The following is a 15526-nucleotide window of genomic DNA, read 5'->3' on the forward strand; positions in this document are numbered from 1 at the left end:
CCGGCTCGAAGCCCTGGGAGGAGTCCGAGGCGGAATCCGACGCCGAGTCCGACGCCGAATCGTGTGGTCTGACCACACTGTGGTGTGCACACGCTAAGGGCATGTCATGCTGTGCCACAAGACACGGGCGGCGTCCCCGAGCCCGAAGCTCCGACGTAACCCGTCGATCCGCCGAAGCCGTCCGAAACCAGTCGAAACCCCCGAAATCGCCGAGGAGCCTCCCAGTGAACGACGGTCCGGACTGGCGCCCGGTCAAGCGCGTGCGCGCGTTCGAGGAGGTCGTCGCGCAGATCGAGGAGCAGATCGCGACCGGCCGACTGCGCGCGGGCGACAAGTTGCCCGGCGAGCGCGCGTTGGCCGCCGCGCTGGGGGTCAGCCGCCCGTCGGTACGCGAGGCGATGCGGGTCCTGGAGGCGATGGGCGTCCTGGTCGCCAACACCGGCAGTGGCCCGGAGGCGGGCGCGATCCTGGCCGGATCCGCCGGGCCGGCGCTGACCGGCGTCCTCGGCCTGCACCTGGGCCTGGCCAACTTCGCGGTGGACGATGTGGTGGAGACCCGACTGCTGATCGAGTCCTGGGCGGTCGAGGCCGCCGCGCGGCACGCGAGCGAGGCCGATCTCGACCGGCTGCGCACGATCGTGGCCGCGATGGACGGTCCGGATGTGTCGGCGGAGCGGTTCAACGAGCAGGACACCGAGTTCCACACCGCGATCGCCGAACTGTCCGGGAACGCGCTGGTCGCCACCTTCATGCGCGCGCTGCGCGACACGGTACGCCGGCACCAGCGCCGCGCCGTCGCCGAACTGGGCCCGGACACCGGGGCGTTGCGCGCGGACCACCGGGCGATCCTGGCCGCGATCGAGGCCCGCGACCCACGCGCGGCGGCCGAGGCGTTGGCCGTGCACCTGCGCCGCGCGTATCCGAACGTGGCCCGGGTGCGTCGGGACGCGAGCCCCGACGAGGGCTGACGGGTCGCCGTACGCCCGCCTCGGAGTGCACGCCTCGTCCCGCGCCCCGTCGGGAGCCGACGCCTCGTCCCGCCTCCGTCCGGGGCCGAGCCGTCCTCGCGCGATCGTCGGCGGCTCGTCCCCGCCCGGTCACCCGGAGCTGACGAATCGTCACCCGCCTTGTGCGTCAAGGTGATTTGCCCGAACGCGGCGGCGCACCCGGCGCGATCCGCCCGCCTCGGACACTCGTTCGGGCAAACCTCGAAACGCTCTGGTAACCCACCGCGTTCGCCCGGCATACTGCGCGGCAACGTACAGCGCAGGAGGTCGCGAGGATGCTCGGGCACGACCGGATCGACGCGGAGACGTACCACCGGGACATCGTCCCCGGATTGCTCATCGGCGAGCACGGCAGACGGGCCGAGGCGGGCCTGGCCGGGCTCGACCCGATCGGCATGCGGATCGGGGACGGCGCGTGGACGTATCGCCCGCACGACTCCCGGTTGCGGATCGTGGAGGGAATCGACGCGGACGCCGGCTGCGTGATCCGGTTGTCCCCGGACGCGTGGACCGATTTGGTCACCCTGCTGCGCACCGCGGCGGCACTGGCCATCGCGGGCGACGTGGACACCGAACGCGGCAGCCTGGTCGACCTGTTCCGCTGGGAACCGGCGCTGCGGGCGCTCTATCAGGGCATCGAGATCTATCTCCCGCACAGCACCGAGGTGTTCGACCGACAGGGCCGAAAGGTGGACCCGGCCGCCGAACTGACGCTCGATCACTCCGACCGCGAACTCGCCGAACACTTCACGGCTACCGGGGTGATGCGTGTACGCGGGGTGTTCTCCGCCGCCGAGATCGCCACGTTCGAGGCCGAGGTGGACCGGCTCGCGGCCGAGGCCCGCCCGGACGACGACCGGTCCTGGTGGGCGGAGCGCGAGAACGGCGAACCGGTGTTGTGCCGGATCGTCTACGCGAGCGAGCGTTCGGCGCCGATCGGCGCGCTGGCGCGCGATCCGCGCCTGGTCCGCCTGGCCACGCTGATCCACCCGGACCTGGCCGCGTCCACCGACCGGATGGAGGGCATCTCGGTCCTGCTCAAGCCGCCCGGCCGACTCAAGGGCCTGGCGAACATCCCGTGGCACACCGATTGCGGGCTCGGCGGCCACCACATCATGTGCCCGTCGGTGGCGATCGGCATCCAACTGACCGGCTCCAGCGCCGACAACGGCTACCTGGAGGCGATCCCGGGCTCGCACGGCCGCACCTGTCCGCAGCCGAGGGCCGAGGACCTGGCCGACCTGCCCTATCTCGCGGTGCCCACCGATCCGGGTGACGTGACGGTGCACATGGCCGACGTGCTGCACGCCTCCCCCGCTCCGGCCGGCGTGGGCGGACGGCGCACGATGTACGTCACCTTCCACCCGCCGACGCTGTTCGAGCACGTCGGTCCGGGCGAGGCGGTCAACGACCTGATCCGCAGTCGAACCGCGAGCGAGTTGGACGCCGGGCTGGGCCGCTGAGCCCGCCCGCGTCGGCTCCGGCGCGGGCGGCCGGGACGGCCGCGAGGGGATCGGCGCGGCCGACCGCGGCAGCCGGGACGGAATCCGCATGCGACACGAACGCGCGTTCGGAGCAACCGACTTCGCCGTCACAGGATGCGCCCGCGGCCGGATCCGCGGCGGCCCCGCTCAGCGGTTCGGCGTAGCGTGCACGGTCGCGCATTCCACCCGGAGGATGCGGTCCAGATGGGTGATCCGCAACACCCGTGCGGGTTGCGGTCCGACGCCGCACACCACGATGTCGCCGTCGCGATCGCGTAGGCGGCGGTAGCCGTACACCAGACTGCCCAGACCGGACGAGTCGATGAACGGCACACCCGTCAGGTCGATCCGCAGGCTGTGCGCGCCCTCGTCGACGAGGCGGTCCACCGCCTGCCGGAACATCGGCGCCGCCGTCATGTCCATGTCGCCGTGCACGGACACCGTGCCGCCCAGGTCGGCCTCCAGCGCGACGTGCACGACGCATGGTCTGGCCGAGAACGATGTGTGATCGACGTCGTCCGGTGGGAGATCGTCAAGGCTCATATGGAGCACTCCACCTGATCAAGTGTCGGTTTCGGTCGCGCGCCGCACGACCGCTCGGTACGGTTCGCACGTCTCGGGAGAAACCCCACATCCGTCCCGAAACAACAAGACCGCATCGGCACCCTACTCGCCGAGTCGGTCCCTCGTGGACCGTCTTCCCCTATAGGTGTGATTCCGCTGGAACCCACACATCGGCGGCCGTCGCGGTCGTACCTTGAAGGTTGCGCGAGGGCCGACGCGAGCCGGCTCGAAACGCACGGACGCAAGGGATTCCGTAGCCATGACCGGACAACGCCCCTCCGGCGACGAGCGGGGCAGCGACACGCAGGAGCCGACCGCCCGTCGACGAACCAACGGCTTCAAACCGCCGGGTGCCCCGGACGAGCCCGCGCCGCCGGCGTGGTCTCCCGCCGAGGTGCTGGACGAGAGCGACACCGGCGTGGTCGTGTTCACAGCCGAGGGCACCGTGCGCTATCTCAACGCCGCGGCCGCACGGCTCCTGCCGGAATGCCTTCCGGGCACCGCCTATCCCACGCTGCCCGCGACCGGGACCGCCTGGCACGGCGAGGTGGACGACCGGCGCGTGCGCGGCCGACGCGCGGTTCTGGGCGACGGCCACTACGTGTGGTACGTCCAGGACACCACCGCCGAACGGCGGCGCGAGGACACCCTGTTGGCCGAGCGCAGGCGCAAGGTCTTCCTCGCCGAGGCGGGCCGGGTGTTATCCGCGACCACCAATCCGCGCCGGCTCACCGATCTGGTCACCACGCTGCCCGCGGGCGAACTGGCCGACTGGGTCGCGCTGTCCGTGCCCAGCATGGAGGACGGCCGGCTGCGCACGACGTACGCACCCGGCTCCGGCACCCCGATCGCCCGGGTGACCAGCAGCCTGGGCACCGCGTGGACGGCGCCGGCGGGAGTGGGTCGGGTACTGCGCACCCGGCGCCAGGAACTGCATCCGCTGATGGACCGCGCGTTGCTGCACCGACTGGTGCCCGACGAGGCGGTCGCGGGCCTGATCGCGGTGGACGCCCGGTGCGCGCTGGTGGTTCCGGTGCCCACCGACGACGACGCGCCCTCCGTGCTGACGTTCGTGCGCTCGGCGACCTCCGACCCGTTCACCGAGGAGGAGATCTCGCTCGCCGTCGACTACGCCGAGCGGGTGGGCGTCGCAGTGCGCACATCGCGCCTGTACGTCGAACAGGACCGGCGCACCATGCTGTTGGCCCAGGCGCTGGTGCCGGGCCCGTTGCCGGAGGTGCCCGGCGCACGCATCGCGGCCCGCTACCGGCCGGTCTCGCTGACCGACGGCCTCGGCGGCGACTTCTACGCAGTGCACCCGACCCCGGTCGACGGTACGTGGGCGTTCTCGGTCGGCGACGTGTGCGGACGCGGCACGCCCGTGGGCATGTTCAGCTCGCGATCGTTGCTGATCCTGCGTACGGCGGCGAGCGCCGGTTGCGCACCCGCGCATCGCATGGCGTTGCTGGACGCGGAGTTGACCCTCGGCGACCCCTCCCTCGTGCTGACCGCGATCACCGGCGACTGCTCGGTGCACCCGGACGGTTCGGCGCTGATCCGGTTGACCTGCGCCGGGCATCCGCCGCCGCTGTGGATGGATCCGGCGGGTCGGGTGCAGGCGATGGAGTTCACCGATCCGCTGGTCGCGGGCATTCCGGGCACCGTGTTCGGGATGCACGAACTGCCGCTGGCGCCGGGCTCGACGCTGCTCCTGTACAGCGACGGGGTGACCGAGGCCCGCGATCCGGACGGCGAAGCCTACGGCGTACGGGCGTTGCGGCACGACCTGGCGTCCTGCGCGGGCATGCCGGTGGACGCGCTCGTGGAACGCCTCGAACAACGGTTGATGGCACACCTGGGCGACGCCCCCGTCGTGGACGACGTGGTCCTGCTGGGCATTCACATCCCCTACCGGGACGACGACGAGACCTTGCCGAACCTGGTCGAGCCCGACGGCCCGATCCCACCCGAACACCCGGACGGCGAATGACACATGTGGTCTCCAACGAACTCGACCTGTTCCTCGCCTACCTCGGACAGGCGGACGAGGTCGAGGCACTGACCCTGGTCCGGAACCTGCTCGGCAAGGGCGTGCCCGGCGATCGGGTACTGACCGACCTGGTGATCCCGGCGCTGCGCGGGGTGGGCGATCGGTGGGCGACCGGGGAGTGGACGGTGGCGCGCGAACACTCCGCCTCGCACGTCGCCGGTCGTGTCGTGCACCTGATCACGGACGCGACGCCGCGACCGCGATCCGAGGCCCGGGTCGTGGTGTGCTGCGCGCAGGGCGACTGGCACGGGCTCGCGTCCACGATCCTGGCCGCGCTGTTGCGGGTACGCGGCATCGACACGACGGTCCTGCCACCGGGCACCGGCGCGGGCGAGTTGGCCCGCATGTTGCCGGATTCGGGGGCGGGTTCGGTCGCGCTCGGCTGTACGGTCTCCACCGCGCTGCCGGGCGCGCGGGCGATGGTCGAGGTGGCCCGCCGCGTCGGGGTACCGGTCCTGGTCGGCGGCCCCGGCTTCGGCCCGGACGGCCGCTGGGCGGGCCTGATCGGCGCGAACGGCTGGGCGGCGGACGCCCGAGGGGCCGCCGACACGCTGGCCGGCCCGGACTGGCCCGCGGTCACCACCCCGGCCCCGCGGTTGCGCCACCTCCCGGACGCGGCGCACGACGGCGTCGGCCTGCTGCGCACACCGCTGGTGGCGGCGGGCATGTCGGCGCTGGTGCCGATCGAGGGCGAGCGCTCGGACACCACGATGCGCGACGGCCTGGTGACCGCGGTCGACGCGCTGGCGGTCTCCCTCTTCGTCGACGACCACGCGCTGTTCGTCGACTTCACCCGATGGTTCGCCGACGTCCTGGACCACCGCCGCGTCCCCGGGGAGGCCCTCGCCGCCGCGTACCGCGCCTTCGCCGCGCGCCTGACGCACGTCCCCGGAGCCGACGCCACCCTGACAGCGGCGGGCGCGGTGTTGTAGGCCGGACCGACCGCCCCATCGGCGGGCGTACCGGCCGGTGACCTCCCGACAGGATGGCCGCCGCCGTGCGGGACGGGCTGGACTGGCTCGACTCCTGGAGTGCGACGGACCCGGACGACGGGGGGATCCCGGTCCCGGCGGTCTTCGGGCCCGGTGACGGCGACCTCGCCGACTACCTGTGGGACGGCGTGCGGGTACGCGTCGTCGACTTCGAGGACTCGGGGCGCAGCGACCGCGCGTTCGAGCTCGCGGAGATCACCGAACATGTGTCGGGCCGGGTGACGGGGATCCTGGATGTCCCGCTGTTCCTGAGCCACTTCGACCTCACACCGGCCGAGGCGCCCGGCTGCCGGAGTATCGGCGGCTACTCGCGGTGGTCTGGCTCTTTTCTGCTGTCGATGGACGATCCGGAGAACCCTCGGAATCCGCCCGGAACCGCGGCGCGCCGGGCGCGGCGTCTGCGCGACCTGCTCGGCCGAGCGACGCGTCGGCGGCGTCGGGTCAACCTGCGGCGCTCAGGTCCTCGTCCGTCGGGGCGTCCTCGCACAGGGCCTCGTCCAGGTCGGGGTGCACGTCGAAGAGTCGGCGCAGGCCCAACGCGGTGAAGACGCGGTTGACGTGGTGGTCGTTGTTGCTGGGCATCACCAGGCGCAGGCTGCCTCCGGTGGAGCGGAGCAGGCGGCGGGCGGCGACGAGCGTGCCGATGCCGGTGGAGTCGAGGAATTCCACTTCGGTGAGTTCGAGGACGATCCGATGGTCGCCGTCGGCGACCGCGTGTCTGACGTGTTCGCGAAGCTCGGGCACGACCGCGTAGTCGACCTCCCCGAGCACGTGCAGCACGGTCCAGCCCTGGAGATCTTCCTTGATCACCTGAAGAGTCACGCGCCGGCAGTCCCCTCGCCCATGGTGTCCCGACTCGCGCGGCAGGATGCCCGGAACGCTCGGCGACCCGTCCCCCATCGGATGCGCCGACGGATCCGGGAGGGTCCTGGACGCGGCTCGGGAGCCGGGTGGTCGGCCCGGCCTGTGACCTACCGTAGTGGGCCGCGGGAGTTGGGGCAGTGACGATCCGGTCACGTACGGGTCTCGGTTGCAGCGTACACGGATCATCCGACGCCGCCTCGGAGTAGCGTCCCCCGCTCCATCGATACGCGTGATGACGCAACGTCACATTCGACTACACGTCGGCAAGCGCCGCCCGACGCACGCACGACGGCACGGCTCAGCGCAGCGGCCACGGTACGTCCGCGACCACCGTGCAGGAGCCCGGCGCGATCTCGGTGAAGCCCGCGTCCCGGACGACGGGCCGACCGCTCGCGGTCAACGCGGGCCACGCGGCCGGGGCCGCGGTCCGCACCGCGAGGTCGAAGTCGCGCGCCGCCCACTCCTTGCGCCCGGCCGAGTCCAGGCCCAGCCACGCGAGGTGGCTGCCGTGCCCCACCTGCGCCATGGCCTTGCCGGCGGTCATCTCCAGCGCCGGGTTCAGCCACAACACCGGCTGCCCGGGCTCGGCGGGCGGCGGTGCGGCGGGCTCGTCCAGGTCGGTGCCGGAGACCTGCAACTTGGCCAGGTCCTTGGGCCACGCGTCCAGCGGGATCGGCGGGTACACCCGAACCTCCGCCGTACGCCGGGCCACCGTGATCCCCGGCAGCGTGTTCGCCCGCCGCCACTCGCCGCCCCGGGCCCGCCGAACCACCTTGCGGATGCGGTGGCCCTGCCAGGCCTCGACCACGTCGTGCCACTCGCCTTCGGGGTCGGTCGACCTCGGGTCCGCCAACAGGACCAGGACCGCTCGCGCGGCGGCCTCCAGGGCGTCGGTTCGGGCCGGCGGGTCGTCCTTCTCGATGTGCGCCACGAGGGGGAGGACGTATTCGATGGTGCTCACGGGGTCGATCATGCCTTGCTCGTGGCCACATGGCCTCGTTGGGAGTCCTGAGTCTCGTGGACGGGTTGCCGGTGCGGATTGGGTGCGTCGGGTGTCTTTCGCCCAACCGCCCACCCGTTGCGTTGGGTGTGGATGGTTGGGTTCTACCGGCCTCGGGGCCGACTGGTGGCGCCCCGAGGCCGGGAGGCCGGTCAGGCTTCGAGGGCTCTGGTGGTGAGGAAGCGGGCGATGGTGCCTATGGCCTCTTGGGATTCGGGCATGGTCGGGTCGATGGCGGGCCAGGCGTGGGGGACGTCGGGGACCAGGTGGGCCTGGACCGGGACGCCGGCCGTCGCCGCCCTGCCGGCGAAGGCGGTGGCGTCGCCGAGCAGCGCCTCGTGGCACGAGGCCAGGAGCAGCACCGGCGGGAGCCCGGACAGGTCGGCGAACAGCGGGGACGCCAACGGGTCTCCCGGATCGTGCAGTTGCAGGTAGATCTCGGCGGCCTCGCGCAGCGACTTCTTCGAGATCAGTTGGTCGGTGGACGCGTTCGAGTCGTACGTGGGCTTCGTCACGGTCAGGTCCAACCACGGGGACAACAGGACCATGCCGGACGGCAGCGGCACCGGGGCGCCTCGGGCCGCGACCGTCAGCGCCGCCGCGAGCCCGCCGCCCGCCGAGTCGCCGCCCACGAACGGGGCGAGGTCGCCGTCCTCGCCCGCCGCCACGATCGCGTCGTACACGCCCGCCACGTCGTGCAGCGCGGCCGGAAACGGATCCTCCGGCGCGAGCCGGTATTCCACCAGTACCACCCTGGCCCGCGCCGCGAGCGTGATCCGCGAACCGAAGCCCAACCAACCCGCGGCGTCGCCCATCCGGTAACCGCCGCCATGGAAGTAGAGCAGCGTCAGCGCGGGATCGGGCACCTCCAGGAACGTGCACGGCACGCCGCCCACCAACTCCTGACGCACCGTCACTCCGGGCTCCGGGTCCTGCCGATACGCCGCCGTGCCGCGCCGCCGCGCGTCCAGTTCGTCCGACGCGGCCCGCCCGTCGCGCACCGGCGGCAGGTTCCAACCGTCCAGACTCATTCGTGCCCCTCCCCAACCGAAATCCGGGTGCCCACGCGCCCGATGCCCACCTGACGGGTGCCCCGATACCGGATCACCCACGCCCCCGGGACGATCGGTTGCCCCGATCGGCGCGCGAGAAGTCCCGTGAGGCTGGAAGCCTCCGGCAAACCCGGGTACGGATCAAGCGATTCGCCGGGTTGTGACATGGGGCCGGCGCAATTGCCCGCCGGGTGCACCGTTCGGTTCGTACCATGTGGCGCGCGGGGTCCTTCGAACCGCTCCCGGACAGGCGCCGGGGAATCGGTTGTCGCGAAGACGACAGCAGGAGGGGGGTCCGTCACATGGTGGTCCGGGTACGTGTTCTCGGCCATGTCTGCGTAGACGGCCCCGCGGGCCGCGCCGCGGAGGATCTCCTGGGCGGACCGCAGGCCCAACTCGTATTCGCCGCGCTGGCCCTGGGCCGCCGGCATCCGGTGCCGCGCGAGGAGTTGGCCGCGCTGTTGTGGCCGGAGCAGGCGCCCAAGTCGTGGGAGGGCGCGCTGCGCGGTGTGCTCAGCCGGGTCCGCGGCTTCCTGGGCCAGGCCGGGTACGACGCGTCCTCGGTGCTGCGCCACCGGGCCGGCTGCTACGTACTGTCCCTGCCCGAGGGCACCGAGGTCGACGTGGAGGCAGCCGAGAGCGCGCTGATCGAGGCCGAGGCGCTCGCCGTGCACGGCGCGTTCGCGCAGGCCCGATCCCGGGCCCACGACGCGCACGAGATCCTGGCGCTGCCGTTTTTGCCCGGACAGGACGGCGACTGGGTCAACGAGCGGCGCACCCGCTGGCGCTCGGCCCGGCTGCGCGCGCTCGCCGTGTCGGTGACCACCGAACTGCACCTGGGCCGGGCCGACGCGGCGGTGACCCGGGCCGCCCAACTCGTCGACCTGGACCCCTTTCGAGAGAGCAGCCACCGCCTGCTGATGACCGCGCACGCGGCCGGCGGCGACCGGGCGGCGGCGCTGCGCGCGTACGAACGATGTCGACGGCTGCTCAACACCGAGTTGGGGGTGGGGCCGTCGCCGGAGACCGAGTCGGCCTTCCTGCGCCTGCTCGGCGACGCCACGCCGCAACCGCTGCCGGTGCCCGCGCCCGCCGCGCGCTTCGCGTCGCCCACGCCCGGCGGGGACGCGCCGCCCGCTCCGGCCCCCACCCGCTCGGCGCACGACGTGTTCCCGCACGGCGCGCCGGGGCCGATCGTGGGCCGCTCGGCCGAGTTGCGCCTGCTGGAGGAGTCCGTGCGGGCCGAGGTCGGCTCGCGCGTACTGCTCGTCAGCGGCGACGCCGGGATCGGCAAGTCGTTCCTGTTGAGCGAGTTCGCCACCCGGGCCGGCCGCGACGCGCTGGTGCTGACCGGGCGCAGCGACGAGGGCGTGGCCGCGCCGTTCCAACCGTTCGTGACGATGTTGCGCGCGCATCTCGCCGAGGTCGCGGCCGAGGAGTTGCGCGAGCGGGTCGGCGACCTGGGCGGCGAGTTGCACCGGCTCCTGCCCGAACTGCCGCTGGAACCGGCCGGCCTGATCCAGCCTCAGGGCCCGCCCGACTCGGACACCGAGCGTTACCGGCTGTTCGAGGCGGTGGCCGGGGTGTTCCGGCACGCGGCGACCGAGCGCGATCTGGTGCTGCTGCTCGACGACGTGCACTGGTCCTCGACCTCGACCATGCTGATGTTGCGGCACGTGGCGCGGGCGCTGGTCGGCACCCGCGCGGTGATGGTGATCGCCTACCGCGACACCGGACTCGGCTCGGTGCATCCGATGACCCGGCTGATCGCCGACCTCTACCGCGACCTGCACCCCGTGCACGTGCCGCTGGGCGGCCTGGACGTGGCGGCCCTGGTCGAACTCGCGCACGTGCTGGCCGGCCCGCTGCCGCCGCGCGCCGAGGGTGTACGGGCACACGTGCTGCGCGAGCTCAGCGACGGCAATCCGCTGCTGGCCACCGAGTTGCTGCGCCAGTGGGCGGATGTCAGCGACTGGTCGGCGCTGGGCAAGAGCGTGCCCGCGGACGTCCCGCGCCGGGTGCGCAACGTGCTCCGGCAGCGGCTCCTGGGCCTGCCGCAGTCCACCCTGGAGGCCCTCACCGTGGCCGCCGTGGTCGGCCCGGCCTTCGACATCGACCTGGTCGCGGCGGTGCACCCGGGCGGATTCGACACCGTCGTGGACGCCCTCGACGACGCGGAGCGCGCCCACGTGGTGCGCGCCGAGGAGACCGATCGTCCGGGCCGCTTCACCTTCGTCCACGCGCTGGTGCGCTCCACGCTCTACCAGGAGTTGCCCACCGCGCGTCGGCTGCAACTGCACCGCAAGGTCGGTCTGGCCCTGGAGGCCCGCGGCGACCGGGACGCGCATCTGCCGGAGTTGGCCCACCACTTCCGGCTGGCCTGCCGGTTCGGCGAGGCCCGGCGCGCCTTGGACTACGCGTGGCGCGCGGGCGACGAGGCGCGGGACGGCGGCGCGTTCGAGGTCGCCGCCGAGCACTACCGGCAGGCGCTGGAGGTGTTGCCGATGGTGAGCGATCCGGCCCCGGAGACCCGCTGCGACCTGCTGCTCTCGCGCGGCGCGGCGCTGGATCGGTGCGGCGATCGGCGCTGCCGGGAGGTGCTGCGTCGGGCCGCGGAGGAGGCCCGAGCGCTGGCCGATCCGCGCCGGCTGGGCCGGGTCGCGCTGGCCATGGTCCGCCTCGGGCAGGTCTATCAGGTGGGCGTGGACCTGGAGTTGGTCGCGCTGTTGCGCGAGGCGCTGGCGGCGTTGCCGATCGCGTCCGGGCTGCCCGCCGACAACGCGCTTCGCTCGCTGCTGCTGGCCGCGCTCGCGGTGGCGCTCACCTTCGGGCACGATCGCGAGGCCCGGCTGACCATGCTCTACGAGGCGCTGGACGCGGCCCGCGAATCGGGCTCGCACGACGCGCTGGCGCAGGGCCTGGAGGCGCATCACCTGGCCGCGTCCGGGCCGGACCTGGTCGACGAGCGGCTGCGGATGAGCAGCGAGTTGACCGTGCTCTCCGGGCTGACCGGGGATCAGGAGTCGCTGTTCCGCAGCCACTTGAACCAGGCCTACGACCTGGTGGTGTGCGGGTCGATCCCGGCCGCCGAGCGCGAGTACGCGCAGGCGCAGCGGGTGGCCCGGCGGTTGCGACACCCGTGGTTCACGTGGGAGGTGCTGATCTACCGCTGTGGCCTGGAGTTGCTGCGCGGGCGGACCGCGCGGGCGAGCGACGTGCTGGCCGAGGCGCTGCGGCTGGCCCGGCGGTCGGCGCTGCCGCGCGAGGCGGTGCGCTCGTTCAACCTGTCGCAGATCCTGGCGGTGCGCTGGGAGCAGGGCCGGTTGGGCATGATGGCGCGCCGGACCGGGGTGGCCGCCGGGTGGTCGCGGGACGTGTCGTGGTGGCGGGTGCAGGCGTGCTGGGCGGCGTCCGCGTCGGCCGATCCGAAGTCGGCGCGCGAGGAGTTCCACACGTTGTGTGTGCCGGGCTTCGCGACGATACCGGTGGACCTGTTGTGGACCGGGTCGCTGATGCGGCTGGGCGAGGTAGCGATCGAACTGGGCGATGTGGAACGCGGGCTGCTCGTGAGCGAGGCGCTGACCCCGTACGCTGAACATCTGGACTGGACCGGCTCCTCGCTCGGCCCGGTGCGCCGGGTGCTCGGCGGGCTGGCCGCGATCGTCGGCGACGGGGTCGCGGCCCGCGCGCAGTTCGAGGCCGCGTACGCCCGATGCGTCGAACTGGGGCTGCCCGGGCACGCTGAGCGAACACTCGGGGACGCCGTGCGATTGCTCGGTGAGCCGTTGGACACCGGCACCTCCCCGCTTCGCTGACTGGCTGTCACCTTGCGCTTTCGCGCTGCTCTGACGCTGTTCTGACGCTGTTTGCCTACCGTTGGTGACGACCCGGCCGGTGTGCCGGGTGCGGAACGGGGAGGACGGGGCAATGGGGATTTCGGGCGCCGGATCGGCGGTGGCGCACGACGCCGACCGCGGCACGTTCAGTGTGTTGGGTTGGCCTGTCGTGTGCTTCGAGTCGTTCCATCGTGTGGAGTTGCCACGCCGGCTGGAGGGCGGTCTCGGCGAGCGGGTCGCGTGGGACGTGGCCGGCCGGGCCCCGATCGCGCTGTGCATGCCCAACGGCCAGGCGTACAGCTATGTCGAGGATCGCGGCGAGGTGCGGATCGTGCCCGGGGTGAGCGCGGACGCCGAGTTGGTGGTCGAGCTCGAATCCGGCGCGTGGCAGGACTACCTCTACGAGCTGCGCACCAGTCGGGGGCTGGTCGAGTCGCACGCGGTGCGGTTCGTGCGCGGCGAGTTCGCCGACTGGGACGTGTGGGAGCCGGCCATCCGCTGCATGTACTCGGGCACCCCCATCTATCACCCCGAGACGTTGGACCTGCGCGACCTCGCCGATCGTCCGATCGACCTGCACCGCGACTTCACCACCCGGGACGAGCCGGACGACATGGCGCATTTCCTGCGCGCCACCGGCTACCTGGTGGTGCGTCAGGTCTTCGACGCGGACCGGGTCGAGGAGTTGGCGGGCGAAGTGGACCGGATCCGGGGCCTGTGCCGCGAGGGCGACCGCGGGTCGCTGTGGGCGGACGGCCCCAACGGCCTGCGCTCGCCGTACCGGTTGACCTATCTGGGCATGCGCTCGCCGCGGATCGCCGCGCTGGCCGACGACCCGACGGTGCGCATGTTGTGCGGCCTGGCGGGTCAGGACGTGGTCGCGGTGACCGACCGCGACTCCGGACAGATCGCGGTTCTCAAGGAGTTCGGCACCGCGCCCGAACCGCTGTCCGTCCCGGACCTGCCCTGGCACAAGGACTGCGCGCTCGGCGGTTGTCCGATCACGTGTCCGCGGGTGCACGTGGGCATCCGCCTGGACGCGGTGAGCCAGGACAGTTCGCAGTTGTACGCGCTGGCCGGCTCCTGGGGCACGGTCGCGCACGAGCGGTATACGCCGGCCCAGTGGGAGAACCTGCCGGTGGTCGGCATCACCACCGAACCGGGCGACGTGACCGTGCACATGGGCTGCGGCCTGCACGCCGGCCCCGCCGCCACCGGCACGGCCCGCCGCCGCACCCTCTACGTCCAGTTCGACAACCCGCGCATCTTCGACGTCACCAACCCCTACGAAACCTACGAACAGGTGATCCCCGGCTACGGCAGCGGCGACCTGCTGACCATGTCCCGGATGTAGCCCGCGCACGGGCTCGCGGGCGATGCGGGCCGGGCGGTGGTCAGCGGGGGTGGCGGACGGTGATCCTGGCCTGGGCGTCGGCTTCCAGGGAGGCTTTGGCACCCTCGGCGTCGGTGACCGAGACGTGGATGGTGAGCACGCCGGGCTTCGGGGCGGGCTCGAAGGTGATGCGCCAGGAGGTGGGATTGGTGATGCCGAGTTTGGTCCGGGCCACGCCGACCAGGCCGGGCAGGCGTTCGTAGGGGACGGCGTTCAGGTCGATCGCCGTCCCGGGCGCGGCCGGAGTGCCCAGGATGCCGCGTACCGCCATGACGTGTTCCTCGATGGTGAGTTCGGCGGCGCTGCTCGTGCGCATCCCCTTGATCAGCGATTCGGCCGCGCGCCGCATCTCGCCATCGCTCAGCATCGCCTCCGAACTCGCCGTCCCGCTGACCGTCGAGGTCGTCGTCGAGGTCGTCGTCGAGGTCGTCGGCCACGAGAAGCCGTCGGACATGGTCGTGGTCGTGGTCGTGGAGGACGAGGAGGACGTCGTCGTGGACTCGTCGACCGCGGCGAACAGGTCCGCGCGAAACGGCAGGACCACGAGCGCGGCGCCCAGCAGCAGGCCCAGCGTGCCGAGCAGGCAGAACGAGCCCTCGTCCTTGGGGCCGGCGAGCAACGCGGACTCCGGGGCGGAGTCCACCGATTCGGTCGCCGCCCGGCGTGCCCACGCCTCGGTCGGCTCGGTGACGATCTCGACGTCCCACGGCTCGTCGGGGCGGTACCGCACCACCACGACATCGCGTGGCCGGTAGTCGGGGATGTCGACCAGGTTGATGTCCTGGCGCGTCTCGACCCGGTACGCCGACCGCTCGTCCGGTGCCACCGTCAGCACGAACTCGACCGGCACGTTGGCCGACTCGCCGCTGATCGCCCGGCGACTCTCGATCACGGCCAGCGCGGTCCGGGCCGGCGTGCGCGGGTTCCGTGCCCGGTGGAGGCGACCCGCGACGGAGACGACGATCACGTTGAGCACCAACAGCGCCACACCGATCGCCGCCACGAGCCAACGTTCGAGAATCGCCCCGACCACGAAGCAGGCCGGCGCGACGCCGATCACCCCGCCGGACAGGAATCCGGACACGGCGGCCTTGAGCCGCACGCGTGCGGTACTGCGGGTCTCGACGATCGCCATGGCGGCGATTGTGCCGGGCTCGGATGGACGGGAAAAGGCGGCCGGGCGAAATGCGGATCGGGGTTCCCGGGACGTGGGGAGATCCCCCGATTCGGCCCCGGGCGGCGGCGAGCCGGCTCACGAACTCGTCGACGTCCCCGCTCTCCGGT

At 72.5% G+C, this 15526-nt stretch carries 11 protein-coding genes; 6 read left to right on the top strand and 5 right to left on the bottom strand.

All coding sequences use genetic code 11. The features are described 5' to 3' along the window. Positions 1-224: 224 nt before the first annotated feature. Positions 225-968, top strand: coding sequence for a FadR/GntR family transcriptional regulator (locus ACZ4FV_RS06200; protein ID WP_402238923.1), 744 nt, complete (start codon positions 225-227; stop codon positions 966-968). Between the two features lie 314 nt (positions 969-1282). After that, positions 1283-2470 carry a phytanoyl-CoA dioxygenase family protein gene (locus tag ACZ4FV_RS06205; RefSeq protein ID WP_465321982.1) on the top strand — a complete coding sequence of 396 codons (1188 nt, stop codon included), beginning with the start codon at positions 1283-1285 and terminating at the stop codon, positions 2468-2470. Between the two features lie 168 nt (positions 2471-2638). On the opposite strand, the gene ACZ4FV_RS06210 is transcribed toward ACZ4FV_RS06205, so the two are convergent. Further along, positions 2639-3034, bottom strand: a complete 396-nt coding sequence (locus ACZ4FV_RS06210) for an STAS domain-containing protein (RefSeq protein ID WP_395869068.1) — start codon at positions 3032-3034, stop codon at positions 2639-2641. Positions 3035-3314: 280 nt separating this feature from the next. Here ACZ4FV_RS06210 and ACZ4FV_RS06215 point away from each other — a divergent pair, with 280 nt between their 5' ends. Next, positions 3315-5045 (top strand): PP2C family protein-serine/threonine phosphatase, encoded by a 1731-nt coding sequence (locus tag ACZ4FV_RS06215; protein ID WP_395869070.1) that lies wholly within the window; start codon positions 3315-3317, stop codon positions 5043-5045. Beyond that, complete coding sequence (locus ACZ4FV_RS06220; RefSeq protein ID WP_402238926.1) at positions 5042-6037, top strand: cobalamin B12-binding domain-containing protein; 996 nt, start codon at positions 5042-5044, stop codon at positions 6035-6037. Before ACZ4FV_RS06215 ends, ACZ4FV_RS06220 begins: the two co-directional genes overlap by 4 nt. A gap of 501 nt (positions 6038-6538) precedes the next feature. Here ACZ4FV_RS06220 and ACZ4FV_RS06225 read toward each other — a convergent pair. From ACZ4FV_RS06225 to ACZ4FV_RS06235, 3 genes are all read right to left on the bottom strand, one after another. Then, positions 6539-6919 (bottom strand): STAS domain-containing protein, encoded by a 381-nt coding sequence (locus tag ACZ4FV_RS06225; RefSeq protein ID WP_395869074.1) that lies wholly within the window; start codon positions 6917-6919, stop codon positions 6539-6541. A 340-nt stretch (positions 6920-7259) separates the two neighbouring features. Then, the gene (locus tag ACZ4FV_RS06230; protein ID WP_402238929.1) at positions 7260-7934 is read right to left on the bottom strand and encodes an aminoacyl-tRNA hydrolase; all 675 of its coding nucleotides are present in this window, start codon (positions 7932-7934) and stop codon (positions 7260-7262) included. A gap of 179 nt (positions 7935-8113) precedes the next feature. Further along, positions 8114-8992 (bottom strand): alpha/beta hydrolase, encoded by an 879-nt coding sequence (locus ACZ4FV_RS06235; RefSeq protein WP_395869078.1) that lies wholly within the window; start codon positions 8990-8992, stop codon positions 8114-8116. A gap of 323 nt (positions 8993-9315) precedes the next feature. On the opposite strand from ACZ4FV_RS06235, the gene ACZ4FV_RS06240 reads away from it, so the two are divergent. Further along, positions 9316-12828, top strand: coding sequence for an ATP-binding protein (locus tag ACZ4FV_RS06240; protein ID WP_395869080.1), 3513 nt, complete (start codon positions 9316-9318; stop codon positions 12826-12828). Between the two features lie 112 nt (positions 12829-12940). Beyond that, positions 12941-14203 carry a phytanoyl-CoA dioxygenase family protein gene (locus ACZ4FV_RS06245; protein ID WP_395869082.1) on the top strand — a complete coding sequence of 421 codons (1263 nt, stop codon included), beginning with the start codon at positions 12941-12943 and terminating at the stop codon, positions 14201-14203. 40 nt (positions 14204-14243) lie between these two features. Here the strand turns inward: ACZ4FV_RS06245 and ACZ4FV_RS06250 are convergent, their stop codons facing one another. Further along, complete coding sequence (locus ACZ4FV_RS06250) at positions 14244-15377, bottom strand: hypothetical protein (RefSeq protein ID WP_465321988.1); 1134 nt, start codon at positions 15375-15377, stop codon at positions 14244-14246. Positions 15378-15526: the final 149 nt, after the last annotated feature.

This window comes from Embleya sp. NPDC025285 (assembly GCF_055558835.1).